Origin of the sequence: Amycolatopsis sp. NPDC051071 (assembly GCF_040682875.1) — a bacterium.
Classification (GTDB): Bacteria; Actinomycetota; Actinomycetes; order Mycobacteriales; family Pseudonocardiaceae; genus Amycolatopsis.
In genome coordinates, this window is sequence record NZ_JBFBBY010000061.1 from 8,785 (window position 1) to 30,564 (window position 21,780).

Sequence of the window (21,780 nt, forward strand, 5' to 3'; positions counted from 1 at the left end):
CGCCGCACCGGTGAAAGTACGGAGCGGACCGCCATTAGAGGACTAATTGCGGCTAGTGGGCGCCCACGGGCCGTGGCGAGCTGATTCGCCGCACCGCGTTCGCGCACGCCAGCGACTCCAGCAGCGGGACAGTGCGTTCCCAGCCGAGGCAGGCGTCCGTGATGCTCAGGTCGGGCCGGGGCCGCTCGGCGCCGACGTCCTGTCTGCCGTCGGACAGGTACGACTCGATCATCACCCCGGCCAGCGCGTCGTTGCCCGCGGAGATCTGGTCCGCCAGATCCGCGACGACGACGGGCTGGCGGTTGTGGTCCTTGCCGCTGTTGCCGTGCGAGGCATCGACGACGAGGCGATGCGGTAGCCCGGCGGCGGTCAGCGCGTCCATGGCGTCGGCGACGGCGTGGGCGTGGTGGTTTGGTTTCGGGCCACCGCGCAGGACGAGGTGGGCGTCCGGATTGCCGGTGCCGCGCAGGATTCGGATGCGCCCGTCCGCCGCGACGCCCGGGAACACATGCGGCAACCCGGCCGCTCGTACCGCGGCGACCGCGGTGTCCAGTCGGCCGGAGACGCAGTTCTTCATCCCGACCGCCATCGGCAGCCACGACGCCAGATGCCGGTGCGGCTGGCTGGCCACGGTCCGGGCGCCGATCGCGCCCCAGCTGATGGTGTCCGCGAAGTACGGTGCGAGGAACGGGTCGACGAATTCGTACGCCAGCGGTAGCCCGGTCGCCGCCGCGTCGGCGAGGAACCGCCTGCCGATCCGCACCCCGGACGCGAGGTCGCCCTTGCCGTCGAGGGTGGGGTCGGGTGCCAGTCCGGTCCAGCCCGAGACCGTCCGCGGTTTCTCCAGATAGGCACGCAGGACCACGACGAGGTCGTCGGCGAATCTGCGTGCGGCACGGGCGAGCAGGTGCGCGTATTCGACGGCGGCGGCGGGATCGTGCACCGAGCACGGTCCCACCACGACAAGCAGGCGGGTGTCACGCCGGGCGAGTACGTTCGCGACGGTTTCGCGGTGCCGGGCGATCTCGTCCGGTACGACGCCGCTCACGGCCACCTCGGCCGGACTGGGCAGGGTGTCCTGGTCAGGCATTCGCATGACCTTTCTCCTTGTCGGGGGCGGCCACCCCGGCCCGGGGCAGCCGCGTCGCACCGGCGACCGCCACGACGGCGAGGCCGAGAACACACCAGAAAGCGTCGGCGAAGGCCCCGGCGACATCTGGGCCGCGAGCGGCCAGCCGGGCCTGCAGCACCACGGCCAGCACCGCGGTGCCGACCGAGCCGCCGAGTGTGTTGAGCAGGGTGAGCGCCCCGGCCGCGCGGGGCAGCCGCGCGGGTTCGACCCGGCGGTAGACGATCGTCATCACCGGCGCGCCGATCAGCGCCGCGCCGAAACCGCGGAACAGCAGGGAAACCGCGATCACCCAGTCCGGGAGTCCCGGGCCGAGCTGGGTGAAGGGAGCGGTCCCGACGGCGACCAGCCCGATACCGCTCAGCACCAGGGCGCGTGGCGAGATCCGGTCGACGAGCCGGTTCACCAGCACCGACCCGGCGGCGGCGCCGATACCCTGTGGCACCAGCAGCAGCCCGGTGTCCCAAGTGGACAGTCCGGCGCCGCGCTGGAGGTACAGCGGGAGCAGGAACATCGTGCCGAACACCGACGCGCCGAGCAGGACCAGTGCCAGTGCGGCGACCCCGAACGGCGGCCGGGTGAACAGTCGCGGATCGAGCAAGGGTGCTTCCGCGCGCAGACCGTGCCGGACGAACGCCGCGAGCATCACCGCGCCCACCGCGACCGCGGTTCCGGCGACCACCGGCGTCCCCCGCTCGAACCAGGTGAGCCCGAAGACCACTGCCGCGAGCCCCGGCGAAAGCAGCAGCGCGCCCCGGAAGTCGAACCGGTCACCGCGGCCGCCGGGCACCCCGGCCGGGACCCAGCGCGGCGCCAGTACCACGGCCACCACCCCGACCGGCAGGTTTACGTAGAACAGCCACGGCCAGTCGGCGACCGCGAGGATCGAACCGCTCGCCAACGGACCGAGCACCGGCGACAGCAGCGGCACCAGGCCGACGACGCTGATCACGCGGCCGATCCGGTCCGGCCCGGCGGCACGCGCCAGCAACGCCTGACCGGTCGGGGGAAGCAGGCCACCCGCGAGCCCTTGCAGCACGCGGAAGGCGATGAGCGCGGGCAACGTCGGCGCCAGTGCGCACAGCAGCGACGCGATCAGGAACACGACGACCGCGGTGATCCACACCCGCCGTCCGCCGAACCGGTCGGCGAGCCAGCCGGACGCCGGCACCGCGGTGACGACGGCCAGCAGATAAGCCGTGGTCACCCACTGGACACCGGTGACCGGCGCGCCGAACTCGTCGGCGAGGGTGTCGACGCCGACCGAGACGATCGTGCTGTCCAGCGTCGCCATGAACGTGCCCAGCACCAGCACGGCCGCCGTGCGCCACAGCGTGGCGTCGACCGGACGCGCGCTCACCGCTCTCCCAGGAACTCGACGGCGTCGCCGTCCAGCCAGGACGGCAGCTCCCGCAGGAACCGGACCAGGTCGTCGGCCAGCGGCCGCGGGTCCCGCGCGTACAGGACGCCTTCCCATCCGTTCTCGCCGGGCACGACGGTGACACTCACCGGATGGTGCGTCCGTTCGCGGAACCGGGTGCCGGTGACGGCCAGGCCGGGTGCCGGTTCGCGGAGCTTCGCCGGATCCACCGGGTAGTTCTCGAAGACGAGCAGGCTGTCGAACAACCGCTCACGGCCTGCCAGCGCCGCGAGTTCGGGCAGCCCGATCTGGTGGTGCCCGGCCATCGCCTGCTGCCGCGTCTGCAGATCGGCCAGCGCCTCCGCGACCGTGCCGGTGAACCGGGCCCGTACCGGGACACTGTTCGCCAGCAGGCCGATGATCTCTTCGATACCGTCCACTTCGGACGTCCGGTTCGAGGTCATCACCCCGAAACTGACGTCCCGCCGACCGGCCCTTGCCGCCAGGACTGCGGCCCAGGCGCCTTGCAGCAGGGTGTTGGCGGTGAGCCCGCGTGCCGCGCCGAGCCGGGTCAGCACCCGCACGAGCTGACCGTCCACAGTGAACACGACGGGTTCGGCCGGTCCACCGGACTGTGACAGGTGATCGCCTTCGGGGAGCCCGTCGAGTTCGGCCCGCCAGGCCCGGACGTCGGCGGCGTGGTCGCGGGCGGTGAGCAGCCGGGTGTACCGGGCCAGCGGGATCGGCTCCGGCAGCGGCGTCCCCGCGTAGAGCGCGAACAACTCACCGAGGACGCGTGGGGCGGACCAGCCGTCGGACAGCAGGTGGTGGCTGGTCAGCACGAGCCGGTGACGGCCGGGCCCGTGCCGCAGCACGGTGACCCGCCACAGTGGACCGTTCGCCAGGTCGAAGCGTTCGGCGAGGTCCTCGTCCAGCACCCGCTCGGCGTCCTCTTCGGACACTTCACAAACCCGGAACCCTCCTTCCGGAGCCGCCGGGACGACCTGGACCTCGTGTGACGGCGGGAAGAGCGCGCCAAGGTGAGGATGCCGTCGCACCAGCGCGGACGCCGCCGCACGCAATGCCTCGACGTCGAGGTCACCGGACAGTGCGAACGCGGCCTGCACCGGGTAGGGATCTTCGCTCGCGGCACGGGACTCACGCAGGATCACCTCCTGCAACGGCGTCAGCGGCAAAACCTCGCCTGGTCCCGGTGGGTCGGCGGCGAGTTCCTCCAGCGCCCGGCGGAAATGCTCGCCCAGCGCGGTGATCTCGTCGCCGGTGAACAACGCGGACGGCCAGGTGAAGCGGACGCCGAGCGTGCCGCCGTCGGGGACCATCGCGTTCACCGTCAGCGCGTGCGGCAGCGGCAGCTCCGCGCCGCCACCCGAGCCGAGCGGATCGGCGTCCGGCGGGCGCTGCCACGGCGTTTCGGCGACCGGTGCCGCCGGGAACCGCCCGAGGTAGTTCCACGCGACTTCGGGCCGAGGCCCCGGGACGCCGAGGATCCCGTGGCCGAGGCCGTCGCCGGCGGCACGCAAGTGGTCGCGCACCGCCCGCAGCGCGTCCGGCAGCGAACCCGGCGGCGGGGTGATCCGCGCCGGATGCACGGCGGTGAACCAGCCGGCGGTCTGCGCGAGGTCGACGGTGCCGGTGAAGTCCGGCGTGTGCCCGGGCCGCCCATGACTCTCGACGGCGACGAGCAGATCGGCTTCGGTCCCGCGCCACGCGGCGATCGCACGGGCGAGCGCGGTCAGCAGCACGCTGTCCGGGCCGGTGCGGTAGGCGGCGGGCAACGCGGTGAGCACGGCGTGGGTCGTCTCCCGGCCGATGTCGATCCGGTGATGCCGCGCGGTCGCCACGGTGTCGCGTGCCGGGTCGAGCGCGGCGCGGCCGAGCCTGGTCGCGGGCGCGGCGGCGATCGCCTGCCAGTACGGCAGTTCGTCCTGCCGGGCCGGTGCGGCGGCCCGCAGCGAACGCGCCCAGCCGAGGAACGACTGCCCGCGCCGGGGCAACGTGTTGCCGTGGAAGGCCTGTTCGACGTCGTCGAGCAGCACACGCCAGGTCACCGCGTCGGCGACGAGGTGGTGTGCCACCAGCAGCAAGCGGCCCGGCCGGTCTTCGCCCGCGTCCACCAGCACCGCTCGCAGCAGTGGACCGGTCCGGGGATCCATCAGCGCCTGGATCCGCTCCGCGTGCCCGTCGAGCAGTTCGCGCAAGCCGGCGTCCTGCGCGGTGACGGCGGTGAGCACCGTCTCGGCGGTCACGGCGCCGACGTCGGGGATCCGCAGCGCGTCCTCGACCAGATGCGCCCGCAGGACGTCGTGCCGCGCGAGGACGGCGTCGAGCACCGAACGCCACCGTGGCACGTCGTCGGCCGAAGGGACGCAGATCTCCACCCACTGGCAGAACCCGTCGGCCGTCTTTCCCGCGCGCAGCAACAGATCACGCATGATCGGGGTGAGCGGCGCGTCGCCGGCCGCGGGAGCTTCCTCGGCCCGTTCGGGTTCACCACAGCGCGCGGCGATCCCGGCGACCGTGCCGCCCTCGAGGACGTCGCGTGCGGTCAGGTGCAGGCCTTCGCGGCGGGCACGGGACACCACCCGCAGCGACGCGATGCTGTCCCCACCCGCTTCCAGGAAGCCGTCGTCCAGGCCGACACCGGGGCCGAGCAGGTCGCGGACCACGCGCAGCAGCACGGTTTCCGCAGGAGTCACCGGTTCGCGGCCGCCCGCCGGACGCGCTTCGGGCGCGGGGAGCGCGGCCCGGTCGAGTTTGCCGCTCGGGCCCAGCGGAAGCCGATCGAGCGGCACGAACGCGGTAGGCACCATGTACGCGGGCAGATCCGCGGCGAGGTACTCACGCAGCGCGGCCGGATCGGGCTCGGCGCCGTCGACAGGTACAAAGTAGGCGATCAGCCGGTCTTCGCGGACGATCACGGCGGAGGCGCGGACGTCATCGTGCGTGGTCAGCGCGGTTTCGATCTCGCCGAGTTCGATCCGGAACCCGCGCAGTTTGACCTGATGGTCGGCACGGCCGAGGAAGACGAGCTGGCCGTCCGGCCGCCAGCGGACCAGGTCGCCGGTGCGGTACATCCTCCCACCCGTCACCCGGCCACCACCCCCCGCGGAGGCGCCGCGCGCCGCAGTGTTTTCGAGCGGGCCGAACGGATCGGCGACGAACCGTTCGGCGGTCAGCGCGGCGCGGCCGACGTACCCCTGTGCCAGCTTCGGCCCGGCCAGGTACAACTCGCCGGTGACGTTCGTCCCGACCGGAAGCAAACTGCCGTCGAGGACGTACGCGCGCACCTCCGGATCCGGGCGGCCGATCGGCAGCGGGCCGGGGTCGGCCGGGTCGTAATGCCAGGTCACCGAGTTGATGGTGACCTCGGTAGGCCCATAGGCGTTGAACAGCGCACGCCGGTTTCCCCAGCGCCGCGCCAATTCGGGGTCGAGGCGTTCGGCGCCGACGACGAAGAACACGTCCGGGTCGACGGTCGCGTCGTCGGGCATCGCCGACAGGAACGACGGCAGCAGGTTGAGCCCGGTGACGCGGTGCTCGGCGGCGTAGGCCAGCAGGTCGTCGCCGGAGACACGCACCTCCTCCGGCGCGATGACCGACGTGCCACCGGACAGCAGCGGCAGCATGAACTGCCAGAACGCGACATCGAAACTCGTCGACGCGAAATGCAGGTACCGCTCGGCGGTCCCGATGCCGACGATGTCCTCCTGCAACGCGATCAGGCTCGGGATTCCCCGGTGCGGAATCGCGACGCCCTTCGGTTTGCCCGTCGTGCCGGAGGTGTAGATGACGTACGCGAGCGAGTCTTCGGTGGTACTCACGCGCGGATTCGTGTCCTCAGCGGACAGTTCGGCCGGGTTCACCACGGGGACACCGTCGACGTCCGAAGTGGACACGACGGCGGCGGGCTTGATGTCGTCGAGCATGTAGGCCAGCCGGTCGGCCGGATAGTCCGGGTCCATCGGCACGTGCACCGCACCCGCCTTGATCACGCCGAACAACGCGACCACGAGGTCGACGTCGCGGCGCAGCAGCACGGCGACCGGATCCTGCGGCTTCACCCCGGCGGCGATCAGCGTGTTGGCGAGCCGGTTGGCGCGCCGGTCGAGTTCCGCGTAGGTCAGGCGGCGGTCGCGGCACACGACGGCTTCGGCGTCCGGCGTCTCGCGGACCCAGCGGCCGAACTCCTCCAGCATGCCGCCGCGTTCACGCCGGGGTTCCGGACCTTCGCCGAAGCGCAGCATCGCGCGTTCTTCTTCGGCGTCGAGCGCGCGCAGCCGGGCGACCGGACGCGCCGGATCGGCGACAATCTCGTGCAGGACCGCGCGCAGCCAGCGGCCGTACGCCTCGGCCTCGTCCCGGGTGAAGGCCTGGGGCTGGTAGCCGAGCCCGACGGTGAACTCGTCGCCGGGCAGCACGATCACGGTGAGCGGGTAGTGCGTGGCGTCGGTGATGTCGACGCCGGTGAGGTCGAGGCCCGGCGCCAAGGTGGTGCGGGCACGGCTGGAGAGCGGGAAGTTCTCCATCACCAGCATCGTGTCGAACAGGTCGCCGACACCCGCCGCGCGCTGGATGTCGGGCAGCCCGGCGTGGTGGTGCTCGGTGAGCCGGACGCTTTCGGTGTGCACACGTTCCAGCACGGTGACCGCGGTGTCGTCCGCGTCGAACCGGACCCGGACGGGGATCGTGCTGCCGAGCTGCCCGATCATCCGCTCGACGCCGGGGACGTCGGCCGGGCGCCCGGACACCGGGCAGCCGAAGACCACGTCGCGACGGCCGGTCAGGCGGGCGAGCAGCACACCCCACGCGGTCTGGAACACCGTCGTCGGTGTGATTCCCCGGCCGCGGGCGAAGGCGCGCAGCCGTTCGCTGAACTCCTCGCCCAGCTCGACGGTGACCCGCTCCGGACGCTCCACAGTGGACTCGACGGAGGCGGGTGCGAGCCGCGTTCCCTCGTCGAGACCGGCGAGGGCCGCACGCCAGGCTTCCAGCGCCGCGTCCGGAGCGCGTTCACCCAGCACCCGGTGGTACTCCGCGAGCGGCGGGGCGACCGGGGCCGCCGGGCCGCCGCCGAGTTCGGCGTAGGTGGCGAGCAGGGTCCGGCCGACCAGCGGCATCGACCAGCCGTCGAGCAACGCGTGATGGTTGGTGAGCACCAGACGGTGCTCGTCCGGGCCGAGCGTCAGCAGCAGGAACCGGATCAACGGCGGGGTCGCCGGATCGAACGGGCGGGCCAGCTCGGCACGGCATTCGTCCGCGACCTGCTCCGGTGACGCGTTCGCCTGCCGCCAGTCGAGCGAGACCGCCTCGGGCACCACCTGGACGACTTCGCCCGCATCGGTGGTGTGCAAGTGGACACGCAGCGCGGGATGCCGCCGCAGGACTTCCGCCGCGGCCTCGCGCATCCGCTCGGCGTCGAGCTCACCGCTGAGCAGGGTCATCGCCTGCACCACGTAGACGTCGGTGTCGTCGACGCCGCGTGCCATGGTGTGGAAGGAAAGCCCGGTCTGCAACGGGGTCGCGGGCAGGACGTCCTCGATCCGGCCCCGGCGCTCCAGCAGGTCGATGTCGGCCTGATCGAGCCCGGCCAGCGGCAGATCCGACGGCGTCAGCCCGCCGCCGTCGGGGCCGATCCGGATGGCGTGCGCGACGAGGGCGTCCAGCGCCCGCGACCACGCTTCCTGAAGTGCCGCAACGCTTTCCGTCGACAGGACCTCGCCGGCGGCGGTCCATTCGACGGCAAGGCGCGGATGTCCGTCCTCGCGGACGAAGCAGTTCAGCGCCAGCACCTGCTCCAGCGATTTGGCCGCCGGTTCGCTGACCGCGAACGGGTCTTCCTCCGGCAACCGCCAGCCGGTACCGGGCAGCGCGGCGAACCGGCCGAGGTAGTTCAGGACGACGTCCGGTGGCGGGACGGCGGCGAGTTCGTCCCTGGCCAGCGGGTCGAGGTAACGCAGGACGCCGAAGCCGACACCGTTGTCCGGCACCGCGCGTTTGGCTTCCTTGGCGGCCCGCAGGAGCTTCCCGAGCGCGTCGCCGCCCGCGAGCGCGCTGTCGAAGTCCGCGGTCGCGGCGACCGCGGTGGCCGGCACCCGCAGCGGATGCTCGGCGGTGAACCAGCCGACGGTGCGGGACAGGTCCAGTCCATGCTGATCACGGCCGTGCCCTTCGAGTGACACGGTTTCCGCCTCGGCCGGGGTCTCGCGCCACGACCGCAGTACCAGCACGAGCGCGGCGAGCAGGACGTCGTCCGGACCGGCGCGGTAGGCCGTGGTCAGGCCGGTGAGCACCGCCTCGGTCTGCTCCGGCGACGCGACGGTGACCGATCGCCGCGCCGTCGCGACCGTGTCGGTGCTCCGGTCGAGGGGCCGGTGCCCCAGCCGCGGACCGTCCAGAGCCCCGCGCCAGTGGTCGAGTTCGCCGCGCCGGGCACCCGAGCTGCCCTGTTCGGCGAGCCGCAGCGCGTGCTGCCGCCACGACGTCCCAGCCGGTTCGAGCACTTCGCCCGCGCAGGCGGCACGCAGATCCGGTAGGAGGATCCGCCAGGAGACGCCGTCGATCGCCAGGTGGTGGAGCACGATGACGAGGTGGCCGGGCAGCAACGCGACCCGGAGCACCCCGGTTTGGAGGTCAAGGGTGGCGGCGAGTTCCCCGGCGACTTCCGCCGGGTCCCCGGCCGCTTCCGTGACGACGTTCTCGGCCCGCACGGAACCCCGTTCGCGGACGCGCAATTCGCCTGCCAGTCGCAGGCGGAGGGTGTCGTGGTGATCCAGAACCGTTTGCACACCGGCGATCAGCCGGTCGAGCGGCAGGTCCTCGTCGAGCCGCAGCGCCGTCCATTGCGTGTAACCGGCGACGACCGTGGTGTCGGGATGCGGGCCGAGCAGGGCGCGGACGATCGGCGGCGCGGGCACCACGCCGACGGGTTCGTCCGGAGTGTCCGCACCGCCGCCGAGTTCGCGGCTCGCCGCCGCCAGCGCCTCGAAACTCCGTCGCGCCAGCAGATCCCGCGGTCGCAGGTCAAGGCCGTGTGCACGCAGCCTGCTGCTGACGCTGATCGCGGTGATGCTGTCGCCGCCCAGTGCGAAGAAGTCGTCGTCGACGGCGACCTTGTCGACGCCGATGACCTCGGCGATGGTCGCGCACAGTACGCGTTCGCGTTCGGTGGCGGCGGTCCGCCCGGCGGCCGCACGCGGGGCGGGCAGCGCGGCGCGGTCGATCTTTCCGTTGGAGGTCAAAGGCAGTGTGTCGAGGACGACGACAGCGGCGGGGACGAGATGCTCCGGCACCCGCATCGCGAGTTCCGTGCGGACGTCGTCCGGGACGACGTCGCCGACGACGTATCCGATGAGCCTCGGCCCGCGCACCGCGGCCGCCGCCGCGCGCACACCGGGCAGTGCGGCCAGCGCGGCTTCGACCTCGCCGAGTTCGACGCGGTGGCCGCGCACCTTCACCTGTCCGTCGCGGCGGCCGAGGTACTCCAGCCCGCGGCCGGGCACCCAGCGAGCGAGGTCACCGGTGCGGTACATCCGGTCGCCGGGCGCACCGAACGGGTCCGCGAGGAACCGCTCCGCGGTCGCGCCGGGACGGCCGAGATAACCACGCGCCAGATGCGGCCCGGCTAGATACAACTCGCCGGGCGTCCCCACCGGCACTGGGCGCAGGGCGGCGTCCAGCACCCGGACGGCGGTGCCGGGGACGGCGGCCCCGATCGTCGGTTCGCCGTCGTCCAGCCAGGATCCGGCACCGTCCACAGTGGCCTCGGTGGGCCCGTACATGTTGCGGGCGCGGACACCCGACTCCGCGACACGGCGCCACAGTGCGGGTGGAGTCGCCTCGCCGCCGAGCACGAGCAGGGCGGGCGCGTGCTCACCGTCGAGCAGCCCGGCGTCGATCAGCGGGGCGGCCATCGACGGCGTGGTGTCGACGACGTCGATCCGGTCGCGCCGGTAGGCGGCCAGCAGGTCGTCGGCATCGCGGGCGACGTCGGTGCCGTAGACGTGGAGTTCGTGGCCGAACAGCAGCCACATCAGCTGGTCGAGCGCGGAGTCGAAGGCGAACGAGTAGGTGTGCGCGACCCGCAGCCGCCGCCCGGCGGCCCGCTCGGTCTCGGCGACCGTGGTCGCGCGGTGATGGCGCAACAACGTCGCCAGCCCACCGACGCGACCGAGTACGCCCTTGGGACGGCCGGTCGAACCGGAGGTGAAGATGACGTACGCCAGGTGCTCCGGATGACGCGGTATCGACAAGGGCGATGAGTCCAGTGTGGACAGATCGGTTTCGCCGAGCAGCAGGTATGGTCCGGGCACGATGTCCGCGTCGTCGGCGATCGTGAGCACGGCACCGGCTTCGGCGGCGAGCTCCCGAAGCCGTTCGACCGGATGGGCGAGATCCAGCGGCAGGAACGCGGCACCGGCGTCGAGCACCGCCAGCAACGCGACGACGAGATCCGCGGAACGCGGCAGGGCCAGTGCCACGACGTCGTCGGGCCCGATACCGCGAGCCCGCAAGGCCCGCGCGAGCCGGTGGACCCGCGCGACGAGTTCTCCGGCGGTCAGCCGTTCGTCACCGTAGACCAGAGCGACCTGTTCGGGCTCGAGTTCGGCGAGCAATTCCGGTACACCAACGAGTTCACCGTCCGGGGCGGGCGTCGACCACGCCTTCAGCAGGGCGTCCCGCTCCCCCGCCGGAACCAGATCGACACCGCCGACCACCGGGCCGTCCGGTTCGGTCAGCGCGGTGATCAGGCAACGCAACGCGGTCAGCTTGGCATCGACGGCGGTCTGGTCGTGGGTACGCGCGTCGACCTCGAAGCCGAGCAGCAGCCCGCCTTCCGAGGTGGGCAGCACGCTGAGCCCCATCTCTTCGGGCGGCCCGCCCGCGACGTTGCGCATGGTGCCGTGAGCGCCCGCGAAATCGAGTTTCAGGTCGAACGCCTTGAGGTTGATACCCCGGCCGTGCAGCAGCGCTCCCGCGCCAGGGACAGCCAGCTCCTGCGGCAGGTCCTCACCGCGATACCGCTGGTGGGTCCGCATCTCCTTCAAAGAACCGGTCACCCTCGCCACCAGCTCGGCAGGCTGGTCCCGCGGGTTCACCGTCACCCGCAGCGGCAGCACGTTGACCGCCATCGCCGGAGTCCGCAACGCGGCACCTTCACGGCACATCAACGGCATCGCGAACACGACGTCGGTCCAGCCGAGCACGCGATGCAGGAACGCGGCGTAGCAAGCGATCAGTGCGTCGCCCCAGGTCGTCCCGGCCCGTTTTCCCAGTTCCCGCAGACGAGCCACGTCCGAAGCGGGCAGGACCGACCGCGCGGTCACCGTGCTTTCGGGCGGGCCCGGCGCGCTCCCGCCGTCGTCGAGGTCCGGCAACGGCGTGAACCGTGAGCGCCAGTACTCACGGTCGCGCTCGAACCGTTCGCTCTCCCGGTAGGCGTGGTCGGCCTCGACGAGGTCCGCGAACCGCGCGAACGTCGAAGCCGGCACATCTTTCCCTGTAACCACAGCGGTGTAGCGGGCCGCGGTGCGGCGCGCGAGCATCGCCGCGGTGTAGCCGTCGAACACGAGATGGTGCCCGAGCTGGGTGAACCACACGTGCGACTCCGAGAGCCGCAGCACGAGATGCGCGAAGAGCGGCCGGTCCACCATTTCGCGGCAGGTTTCGGCGACCCGGCGGCGTTCGGCCTCGACGCGTTCGTGCGCCGCGGCCACCGGATCGGCCTCACCACACAAATCCACCACGTCCGGAAGCGGCACCGGTCCGGCATCCACGCGCTGCCGCGGCCCGTCCGGTGTCTCGAAGACCCGCAGCCGCAGGCTGTCGGCCTCCTCGACGGTCGCCCGGATCGCCTCCGCCAGCACACCGACATCGACCGGACGGTCGCCGGTAACTTCCACGACGTCGCCGACGACGTAGTAGGGCGAATCGGGTTCCAGTCGCTGCGCGGTCCAGATGCCCAGCTGGGCACCGGTGAGGCCGAGGGCGTTGTTCATCTCGTGACTCCAGGAATCGAGGGGTCGCGCTCAGAGCGAGGGCACGACCATCGGGGTACCGGTCACCGGGTCGGGCACGACGACACTGGGGAGATCGAAGACCTCCTTGATCAGCTCGGCGTCGACGATCTCGGCGGGCGCGCCTTCGGCGATGATCCGGCCGTCCCGCAAGGCGACGAGGTGGTCGGCGTAACGGCAGGCCTGGTTGATGTCGTGCAGGACGGCGATCACCGTGCGGCCCTCGTCGCGCAGCCGCCCCAGCAACTCCAGCAGCTGGTACTGGTGCGCGATGTCGAGGAACGACGTCGGTTCGTCCAGCAGCAGATACGGCGTCCGCTGCGCCAGCACCAGCGCCACCCACACGCGCTGACGCTGGCCACCGGACAGCTCCTGCACCGGCCGGTCGGCGAGCCCTGCCACCCCGGCCGCGGTCATCGCGTCGATCACCGCGCGTTCGTCCGCTTCGGACCACGACGCGAACAGCGACTGATGCGGGAACCGGCCGCGAGCGACCAGTTGCCGGACGCGGACGTCCTCCGGGGCGACCGGATCCTGCGGCAGGAAACCGAGTTCCCGCGCCAAACCCTTGCGGGGGAGGGAACCGACCTCTTCGCCGTCCAGCAGGACCTGCCCCTCGGCCGGGCGGAGCAGCCGGACGAACGCACGCAGCAAGGTCGACTTGCCGCAGGCGTTCGGTCCGACGACGGCGGTGAACGCCGCGTCGGGCACGTCGAGACTCAGCCGGGTCGAAACGACCCGGTCGCCATAGCGCAGGGTGAGGTCTCGCGCGGTCAAACGGGCACTCATCTGCGCCGAACCTCCTTGGTGAGCAGCCAGATCAGGTAGCCGCCGCCGATCACGGTGCTGACCACACCGACCGGCAGCGCTTCCGGCGCGAGCAGCATCTGGGCGGCCAGGTCGGCGGCGGTCAGCAGGACGGCACCGGTGAGTGCCGCGGGCAGCAGGCCGATACCGGGGGTGCGGGCGAGCCGCCGTCCGATCTGCGGCGCCGCCAGCGCGATGAACGCGATCGGCCCGGCGACGGCGGTGACCGTGGCCGTGCAGCCGACGCCGATCAGCACCAGCACCAGCCGCAGCCGGTCCCAGCGGACGCCGGTGGTGATCGCCAGTTCGCCGCCGAGCCCGGCCTGGTGCAGTGCCGGAGCCTTGGTGAACAACACGACGAACAGCACCGCGAGCACCCCGAACGGGATGGCGACGTCATCCCAGCCGACGCCGTTGAGTGAACCGGCGTTCCAGCCGACGGCCGCGATCGCGATCTCCAGTTCCGCACGCAGCACGATCCACGAGTTGAGCGCGGTCAGCATCGCGTTGATCGCGATGCCGATGACGATTAGCCGCAGCCCGGAAAGCCCGCCGCCGAGCGACAACGCGTACACGATGGCCGCGGTGATCACCCCACCCAGCACCGATCCGATCGTCAGCTGCGTCGAACTACCCGACAGCACGGTGATCGCGAACAGCGCGCCGGTGTAGGCACCGGCGTCGAGGCCGATGACGTCGGGGCTGCCGAGCGGGTTGCGGGTGATGTTCTGGAAGATCGCCCCGGCGAGGCCGAGCGCGGCACCGAACACCAGCCCGGCCAGTACACGCGGCAACCGCCATTCGCGGATGACGACGCCCGGTCCGCCACCGGCGCCGCCGAGCGCGGCGAACACGCGGGCCGGACTCGCCCACGCCGCGCCGTAGCAGAGCCCGAGCAAGGTGAGACCGGCGACGAGCACGATCATCACCGCGAGGAAGACGAGGGTGCGGCGTTCCAGCCGGGCGGAGAACCGCCCGCGCCGCAGGACGAGTGCGGTGCTCACAGTTGTTGTATTCACAGCGGCGCCGCCCCGTATTTGCGGACGGCCCAGATCAGCACCGGGCCGCCGAGGAACGCGGTCACGATGGCGACCGGCACCTCACCGGTCGGCAGCAGCACCCGGGATCCGACGTCGGCGGCCAGTATCAGCACCGGGCCGAGCAACGCGGCGAACGCGATCAGCCACGGGATCGACGCACCGGCCACCCGCCGCACCAGATGCGGCACGATCAGCCCGACGAACAGGATCGGCCCGGCCAGCGCGGTGGCCGCACCCGCCATCAGCGTGATCAGCAGCAGGGTGATCGTCCGGATCCGCGCGACGTTGGCGCCGAGCGTATGGGCGACCGTCTCGCCGAGCGCGATCGCGTTGAGCTGACGGCTCACCGCGAACGCGCCCAGCAGCGACAGGCCGATGACGATCAGCGGCACCGTCGTCGGGGCCTGCTCCCGGCCTGCCAGCGAGCCCACCGACCAGAACCGGTAGACGTCGAAGGTGTCCGGGAACAGCAGCCGCAAACCGAGGGTGAGGCCCAGCAGCACGGCACTCAACGCGGTCCCGGCGAGTACCAGCCGCAACGGCGACCGGCTGCCGACCGCGTACACCAGCGTCGAGGCACCGACAGCACCCACCACCGCCAGTCCGAGTTCGGCCGGCGCCGACGCGGCGAGGCCGAACGCCGAACCCACCGCGATCGCGAACCCGGCGCCCGCGGTCACGCCGAGTACCCCGGGTTCGGCCAAAGCGTTGCGCGACAAGGCCTGCACGAGCACTCCCCCGACGGCCAACGCCGCGCCGACACCGACCGCGAGCACGGCTCTCGGCAGCCGGATGTCCAGGACCACCGCCCGGTCACTCGGATTCCCCTCGCCCAGCAGGGCGCGCACGACCTCGCCGGGGGCGATGGCGTGCGCGCCGATGCCGACGCTCAGCACGGCGACCACGAGGAGCCCGAGCAGTGCGGCGCCGAGAAGCGCGGACCGCCCGGTCGTGGTCACTGCTTGAGCAGCGGCGCGAACGCCTGGTCGATGGCGTCCAAAGTGGACGTCGCGGCCCGGTAGGTCGCGGCCTCGGTGTACCGGAACGCGTAGATCTTGCCCGCCTTCACCGCGGGGAGTTCCTTCCACAGCGGCGAGTCGAGGACGTACTTGACCGGCGCGGGCACGGCACCGTCGGGGCCGACCGAGTAGGTGATCGCGTCGGCCTCGGCGAACGCCGTCGAGAGCTCCTCGATCGACGGGTACTCGCTGACGTCCTTGGAACCGCCGCCCTTGACCTTCACCTGGCCGTAGTAGGTCGCGCCGAGGTCCTGTGCGGTGTTGGTACCCCAGGAACCGTTGAACTCGCGCTGGAAGTTGCCCTTCGCGACCTCGCCGTACGCGCCGACGTGGCCCAGCTTCAGCTGCGGCAGCACGGACTTGTACTTCTCGGCCAGGCCCTTGGCCTTGGTCTCGTACGTGGTCTTGACGGCGTCGAACCCGGCGGCCGCCCCCGCGGCGTCGGCCTGCTTGCGGGACAGCTCACGCCACATCGACGGCACCGACGGGCCGATGGCCACGACCGGCGCGATCGCTTCGAGGCGTTTGAGGTCGATGTCGGCGAGCACCGGCTTCGGCACGCCGATGACGATGAGATCCGGATCCGCCTGCGCGATCGCCTCGTAGTTCGTCTCCGCCGCCGACTCGCCCGCGACCTTCGCCAGCTCGTCGTACTTCTTGCGCTCGGCCTCGTTGAACAGCGGGATGCCGCGCTTCCAGCTGGAGACGCCGACCAGCGGCGCGCCCGCTTCGAGCAGCGCGGGCACGGCGTAGCCGGTGGCGATGACCCGCTTCGGCGAGACCGGGATGGTGATCTGGCCGTTGTCGGCGGCGAACACCCGGGTCTGGCCGCTGTCCGCCGCCTGTCCGGCGTCGCCGGAACCGCAGGCGGTGGCCGCGGTGACGACCGTCAAGGCGAGGGCGACCGCTCCGGTGAGGCGGCGGGTTCTGGTGGTGCGCATGTATTTCCTCGTTGTTTCAGTGGGTGGGGATCAGTGGTCGTGCTCGTCGTCGAAGTCGGCGACGCCGCGCTTCCAGTAACCGGTGACGTCCTGGTCGGCCTTGCCGAGGCCGAGGTCTTGCTTGAGCCAGCGGCGCAGCGGTTTGATCTGGCCCGCTTCCCCGGCGACCCAGGCGTAAAGCCGTTGGCCTTCCGGGACTTCGATCGTCCGTACCGCGCGGGCGAGCAGGTCGGAGGCACCCGGCGCCGCGTCGCCGCGATGCAGCCAGTGCACCTCGACGTCCTCGGGCGCGGACAGCTCGATCTCCTCGCTCGCGTCGACGACCTCGATGAACGCCCAGCCCGCCGCGGTACGCGGCAGTTCCTCCAGCCAGCGCGCGATCGCGGGCAGCGCGGTGATGTCACCGGCGAGCAGATAGCGGTCGTAGTCGTGCGGCACGATCAGCCCGCCGGGCGGACCGGCGACGTGCACCGGTGTGCCCGGTGTGACGGCCTTGGCCCAGTCCGAACCGAGTCCGCCGTCGTGCAACGCGACGTCGAGATCGAGTTCGCCGGTGACCGGGTCGTAGCGGCGGACCGTGTACTCGCGCGACGTCGGCGAAGGCTTGGGCCAGCGCAGCATGTCGCCGTCCTGTACCGGAAGGCGCGGCTCCGGGTCCAGTTCGGGGAAGAGCAACTTCACGTGTTCGTCGGGCGAATGCGCCTCGAACCCGGCCGTGCCCGGCCCGCCGAGAGTGACGCGAAGCAGTCCTGAACCGATCATCTCGGTGCGCACCACTTCGGCCTGCCGCACACGGATCGGGTACGGCACCTTCTCCGCTTCCCGGCCGGCGCGGACCTCGGCGATGCGTTCCAGATGCCGGTGGCGGTGGTCGGCGCGGCTCACGCGGGGTTCCCGGCGACGATCTTGGTCCAGTGGCCCAGATTCGGCTGCTCGGCGAGATCGGCGAACTCCAGCGTGTCCGCGCCGTCGGAACGCCACTGCTCGACCAGGCCCATGATCCGCATCGAATCGAGGCCGAGGTCGGTCAAGTCGGTCTCGGCGGTCAGCTCCGCCGGGTCGCAGCCGAGGAGTTCGGCGACGTCGGCGTGGATCTTCTCGGCGGTCAGGCTCATCGGGGTGCTCCGGCGGTCATCGGGGCCAGCGCGGCGAGCGCGGCGGCGGTGGTGGTCAGTGCGCCGCAGCGCTGGGCGATGTAGTCACACGCCTGGTCGTGGCGTTCACGGGAAAAGTCCGCGACCGCGTCCCCGACCAGGAACGGCTGGACGTCACGCATGAACGCCTCGACGGCGGTGGCCTGGCAGCCGATATGCGCGTAGACGCCGGTGATCAGCAGCTGATCGCGGCCGGCTTCGACGAGCTGTTCTTGTAACGTGCTGCGCTGGAAGGCGCTGTAGCGCCACTTCGTCAGCACGATGTCGCCCGGCTGGGGAGCGAGTTCGTCGACGACGTCGGCGGCATCCGGGTCCTTGTCGATGACCGCGCCGATGCCGTCACCCCAGAACTCGGTCAGCAGCCCGCGGTCTTCGGCGGCCTGGTGCCCGGGCTGCGCGGTGTAGAACACCGGTACCCCGGCCGCGCGGGCGGCGGCGGCCAGCGCGGCGATGTTCGCGACCATCTCGGGGATCGGGGATCCCTCGTACGGCGCCAGGAAGTACCGCTGGGCGTCGTGCACCAGCAGCGCGGCACGGGTGGCGTCGGGTTTCCAGCCGACCCGCCCGGCGGGCAGCTCGGCCTCCACCGGCAACGAGTAGGGCCGGATCTTGGGCAGTGACACGACTTCATCCCTCCTTCGCCAGGACGGCCAGTGCCGCCCGCAGCTCACGCTTGCTCGTCTTGCCGACGCCGGTGACCGGGAACTCCGGCACCACCTGGACCAGATCGGGCACTTTGAACGCCGCCACCCCGCGTTCGCGGACGAACCGGCGCAGCTCCGCCGCGGTGGGCTCGGCACCGGCCGCAGGGACGACGTAGGCGCAGGTGCGTTCGCCGAGATACGGATCCGGCACCGCGACGACGGCCGCGTCGAGCACGCCGGGGTGGGCCATCAGGTGGTTCTCGACCTCTTCCGCGGCCACTTTCTCGCCGCCGCGATTGATTTGTTCCTTGGCCCGGCCGACCACTTCGAGATGTCCAGAAGGGTTCTGCCGCACCAGATCACCGGTCCGGTAGAAGCCGTCCTCGGTGAACGCGGTCTTGTTGTGCTCGGTGGCGCGGTAGTAGCCGCGGATCGTGTACGGGCCACGGGTCAGCAGCGCGCCGATCTCACCCGGCACGACGACGTCGTCCGAAGTGGACAGTGGGTCGTCCGGGTTCACCACACGGACCTCGTCGTCCGGCGAGATCGGCCGTCCCTGCGTGGCGAGGACGTACTCGTCCGGGTCGTCGAGGCGGGTGTAGCAGACCAGTCCCTCGGCCATGCCGAACACCTGCTGCAGACGGCAGCCCAGCGCGGGCCCGATCTTCTCGGCCAGTTCGCGGGCACATTTGGCACCACCGACCAGCAGAACGTCCAAAGAGGACAGATCGCGGGTGGCGCGGGCGGCGGCCTGCGTCCACGCGGCGGCCAGCGGCGGCACGAGCCCGGAGATGGTCACGCCCTCGGCCTCGATCAGCCGGAACGCGGTGTCGGCGTCGGGTCGCGGCGCGAACACCGTCGCCGCACCCGCGTGCAAAGCGCCGAGCAGACCGGGTGAGCTGAGCGGGAAGTTGTGCGCGACCGGCAACGCGGCCAGATACACACTTTCCGGGCGCAGACCACAGATCCGGGCGCTTTCGCGGACGCTGTAGAGGTAGTCGTCGTGTGTGCGCGGGATCAGCTTGGGCAGGCCGGTGCTGCCACCGGACAACTGCAGGAACGCCACCCCGGCGGGATCCGGGTCCGGCAGCGCACGCGGCGTCGCCGCCTCCAGCGCGGCGAATTCCCCGGTACCGACGACGAAGACGTCGCGGACGGACGGGACTTCGGCCGCGACCGCACGCGCCATGGCCGCGTGGTCGAAGCGTTCGTGCTCGCCGACGGTCAGGATCGCCGCGGCCTCGCTCTGTTCGGCGAAATGCCGCAGTTCGCTGGCCCGGTGCGCGGGCAGCGCGAAGACGGGCAGCGCGCCCACTCGCCACAGGCCGAAGACGACGGACGCGAACTCGGGCACGTTCGGCAGTTGCACGACGACCCGGTCACCCGCCTGTATCCCGGCTCCGGCGAAGCCCGCGGCCAGCCGGTGTGCCCGTTCGTCCAGTTCCGCGAACGTCCAGCGCGCGGTCTCGCCGATCACGGCGGGGCGTTCGGCGTAGGCCTCGGCGAGACTCGTCAACAGGGCGCCGAAAGTCTGGCCGCGCCAGTATCCCGACGCCCGGTAACGCGCGGCGGTCTCCGGCGGCCACGGCACGTGGTCGGGGTTCACGCCGCCCCCTCCAGTCCGAGCGCCCGCAGCAGAGTGCCGAATTTCGCGCCGGTCTCGGCGAGTTCGGCAGCCGGGTCGGAACCCGCCACGACCCCGGCACCGGCGAACAACCGCACCGTCCGGTCGCGGACCTCGGCGCAGCGGATCGTGACGACCCATTCGCCATCGCCGTCCGTGCCGGTCCAGCCGACCAGACCCGCGTAGTAGCCGCGATCCTCGGGTTCGAGCGCGGCGATGGTGTCGCGGGCGAGCACGGTCGGGACACCGCAGACGGCGGGTGTCGGATGCAACGCTTCGGCCAGCGCGAGTGCGGACGAACCGGCGTCGGCGGGATCGGCGAGCCGCCCGCTGATCCTGGTCGAGAGGTGCCACATCGTGGGCGTGCCAATTACTTCGGGTTCGGCGGGGACGTCGAGGCCGACGCAGAACCGGCCCAGCACTTCGGCCACCTGCGCGGCGACGTGGGCGTGTTCGGCACGGTCCTTTTCGGACGCCAGCAGATCGCTGATCCGGCGGGCGTTCTCGGCCTCGTCGGCGACGCGGGGCCGGGATCCGGCCAGCGGATTCGCCGTCACGACACCGCCACGACGGGAGACCAGCAGTTCCGGGCTGGCCCCGGTCAGCGTGCGCGGCGCGGGATCCCCTGGCGCGCTGACGTCGACGGCGAACGCGTGGGCCGCCGGGTCGGCGTGCACGAGCCGGGCCAGCAGCCGCGGTACGGCAATGGGATCACCACCGGTGACGTCGAGGCAGCGGGCCAGCACGACCTTGCGCAGGTCGCCGTCGCGGATCTCCTGCAATGCCTTGACGACGGCACCGGTATAGACCTCTGGTTCGGGTCGCGGCGTCACCGACCAGGCGCCGCCGCCGATCGGCGCGACCGGGCGGCCGGCTCCCGGCGCTCCCGCCCGGCGGACGACGGCGGGGACCACCAGGCTGCTCGGGGCCTCGGGCCGGAATCCGATCGCGCCGGCCACCACGGGCTCGACCACCCCCGCCACGAGTGCGGCGTCGAGGACTTCGGCGGCGGCGCGGGCGCGTTCACCCGGTGCCGCGTGCACCGGGGCGTACACACCGTCCCCCAGCAGGGATCCCCGCGCGGACGAGTAGTAGAACGAACCCGGCAGATACGCCGCGAGCAAATCGGCCGCCTGGTGGATCGGCCTCGGCCGGACCGGTGCGGGTGAGGACACGACGGGGTTCCCTTTCGCGAATACGGACACGCTATTTGGTTAGCCTAACCTAATCATACGGGCCCGAACAGTCTTTGTTGCACCACTGAGATCACGCCCGCAACGTCGCCCCGCCGTCGACGTAGAGATTCTGCATCGTGATATGCCGCGCGTGGTCCGACGCCAAAAACAGGACGGCGTCAGCGATATCGGCGGGATCGGCTATCCGGCCCAGTGGTATGCCGACCCGGTATTGCTCCGGATTTCCCGCGATGACACGGTCCGCGCCGTTTTCGTCTGTCCACAGTAGACGCTGCATATCGGTGTCCGTCGAGCCGGGCGACACGACGTTGCACCGGATCCCGGAGCCCGCCAGTTCCAGCCCGAGACAGCGGGTCAGCATGGTCGCCGCGGCCTTGGAAGCCGCGTAGGCGGCCATCCCGGTCCTCGGCACACCCGCCGCGTTCGACCCGACCGTCACCAGCACGCCGCTCCGGCGCGGCACCATCCGGCGGGAGATCTCCCGCAGCACCGTGAACACACCGGTCGAGTTGACCGCGAACGTCGCCGCCCAGTCCTCGTCGCTGGTCTCGCATACCGACCCCGGCTTCAGCACACCCGCGACGGACGCCCCGATGCCGATCGGCCCGAGATCGCGTTCGACCTCGCCGACCACCCGCGCCACGGCCGCGGGATCCCCGACATCCGCGACGTACGAGGTCACCCCACTCCGCGCGGGTCCCTCCGTCAGGTCGACCGCCGCCACGATCGCACCGGCGCCGGCCAGTCCGTCGACGACGGCCGCGCCGATCCCACGCGCACCCCCGGTCACGAGCGCGACCTTGCCCTCGATCCCCTTCACGCCTCAACCACC

13 protein-coding genes are annotated in these 21,780 nt (G+C 71.7%); all 13 read right to left on the reverse strand.

The features are described 5' to 3' along the window. Positions 1-52 precede the first annotated feature (52 nt). A complete protein-coding gene (locus AB0M65_RS20605) occupies positions 53-1,096 on the reverse strand; it encodes a 3-deoxy-7-phosphoheptulonate synthase (protein ID WP_364029536.1) in 1,044 nt (347 codons plus the stop codon). Next, positions 1,083-2,489 carry a DHA2 family efflux MFS transporter permease subunit gene (locus tag AB0M65_RS20610; RefSeq protein ID WP_364029538.1) on the reverse strand — a complete coding sequence of 469 codons (1,407 nt, stop codon included), beginning with the start codon at positions 2,487-2,489 and terminating at the stop codon, positions 1,083-1,085. Before AB0M65_RS20610 ends, AB0M65_RS20605 begins: the two co-directional genes overlap by 14 nt. Continuing rightward, positions 2,486-12,505 carry an amino acid adenylation domain-containing protein gene (locus tag AB0M65_RS20615; RefSeq protein WP_364029540.1) on the reverse strand — a complete coding sequence of 3,340 codons (10,020 nt, stop codon included), beginning with the start codon at positions 12,503-12,505 and terminating at the stop codon, positions 2,486-2,488. Before AB0M65_RS20615 ends, AB0M65_RS20610 begins: the two co-directional genes overlap by 4 nt. A gap of 30 nt (positions 12,506-12,535) precedes the next feature. Beyond that, complete coding sequence (locus AB0M65_RS20620) at positions 12,536-13,312, reverse strand: ABC transporter ATP-binding protein (RefSeq protein WP_364029542.1); 777 nt, start codon at positions 13,310-13,312, stop codon at positions 12,536-12,538. Continuing rightward, positions 13,309-14,349 carry an iron chelate uptake ABC transporter family permease subunit gene (locus AB0M65_RS20625; RefSeq protein ID WP_364029544.1) on the reverse strand — a complete coding sequence of 347 codons (1,041 nt, stop codon included), beginning with the start codon at positions 14,347-14,349 and terminating at the stop codon, positions 13,309-13,311. Before AB0M65_RS20625 ends, AB0M65_RS20620 begins: the two co-directional genes overlap by 4 nt. Beyond that, positions 14,346-15,329 (reverse strand): iron ABC transporter permease, encoded by a 984-nt coding sequence (locus AB0M65_RS20630; RefSeq protein ID WP_364029546.1) that lies wholly within the window; start codon positions 15,327-15,329, stop codon positions 14,346-14,348. The genes AB0M65_RS20625 and AB0M65_RS20630 overlap by 4 nt, the downstream gene beginning before the upstream one ends. Then, positions 15,326-16,330, reverse strand: a complete 1,005-nt coding sequence (locus AB0M65_RS20635) for an ABC transporter substrate-binding protein (protein ID WP_364029548.1) — start codon at positions 16,328-16,330, stop codon at positions 15,326-15,328. Before AB0M65_RS20635 ends, AB0M65_RS20630 begins: the two co-directional genes overlap by 4 nt. 30 nt (positions 16,331-16,360) lie before the next feature. Continuing rightward, entirely contained in the window at positions 16,361-17,215 is an 855-nt protein-coding gene (locus tag AB0M65_RS20640; protein WP_364029550.1) for a siderophore-interacting protein, read from the reverse strand. Then, entirely contained in the window at positions 17,212-17,445 is a 234-nt protein-coding gene (locus AB0M65_RS20645; protein ID WP_364029552.1) for a phosphopantetheine-binding protein, read from the reverse strand. Before AB0M65_RS20645 ends, AB0M65_RS20640 begins: the two co-directional genes overlap by 4 nt. Continuing rightward, the gene (locus tag AB0M65_RS20650; protein WP_364029554.1) at positions 17,442-18,107 is read right to left on the reverse strand and encodes an isochorismatase family protein; all 666 of its coding nucleotides are present in this window, start codon (positions 18,105-18,107) and stop codon (positions 17,442-17,444) included. The genes AB0M65_RS20645 and AB0M65_RS20650 overlap by 4 nt, the downstream gene beginning before the upstream one ends. 4 nt (positions 18,108-18,111) lie before the next feature. Next, positions 18,112-19,734: an AMP-binding protein gene (locus AB0M65_RS20655; RefSeq protein WP_364029556.1), complete on the reverse strand. Its 1,623-nt coding sequence runs from the start codon at positions 19,732-19,734 to the stop codon at positions 18,112-18,114. Then, positions 19,731-20,927, reverse strand: a complete 1,197-nt coding sequence (locus AB0M65_RS20660) for an isochorismate synthase (protein ID WP_364029558.1) — start codon at positions 20,925-20,927, stop codon at positions 19,731-19,733. Before AB0M65_RS20660 ends, AB0M65_RS20655 begins: the two co-directional genes overlap by 4 nt. A 91-nt stretch (positions 20,928-21,018) precedes the next feature. Next, the gene (dhbA, locus tag AB0M65_RS20665; RefSeq protein WP_364029560.1) at positions 21,019-21,768 is read right to left on the reverse strand and encodes a 2,3-dihydro-2,3-dihydroxybenzoate dehydrogenase; all 750 of its coding nucleotides are present in this window, start codon (positions 21,766-21,768) and stop codon (positions 21,019-21,021) included. Between the last annotated feature and the right edge of the window lie 12 nt (positions 21,769-21,780).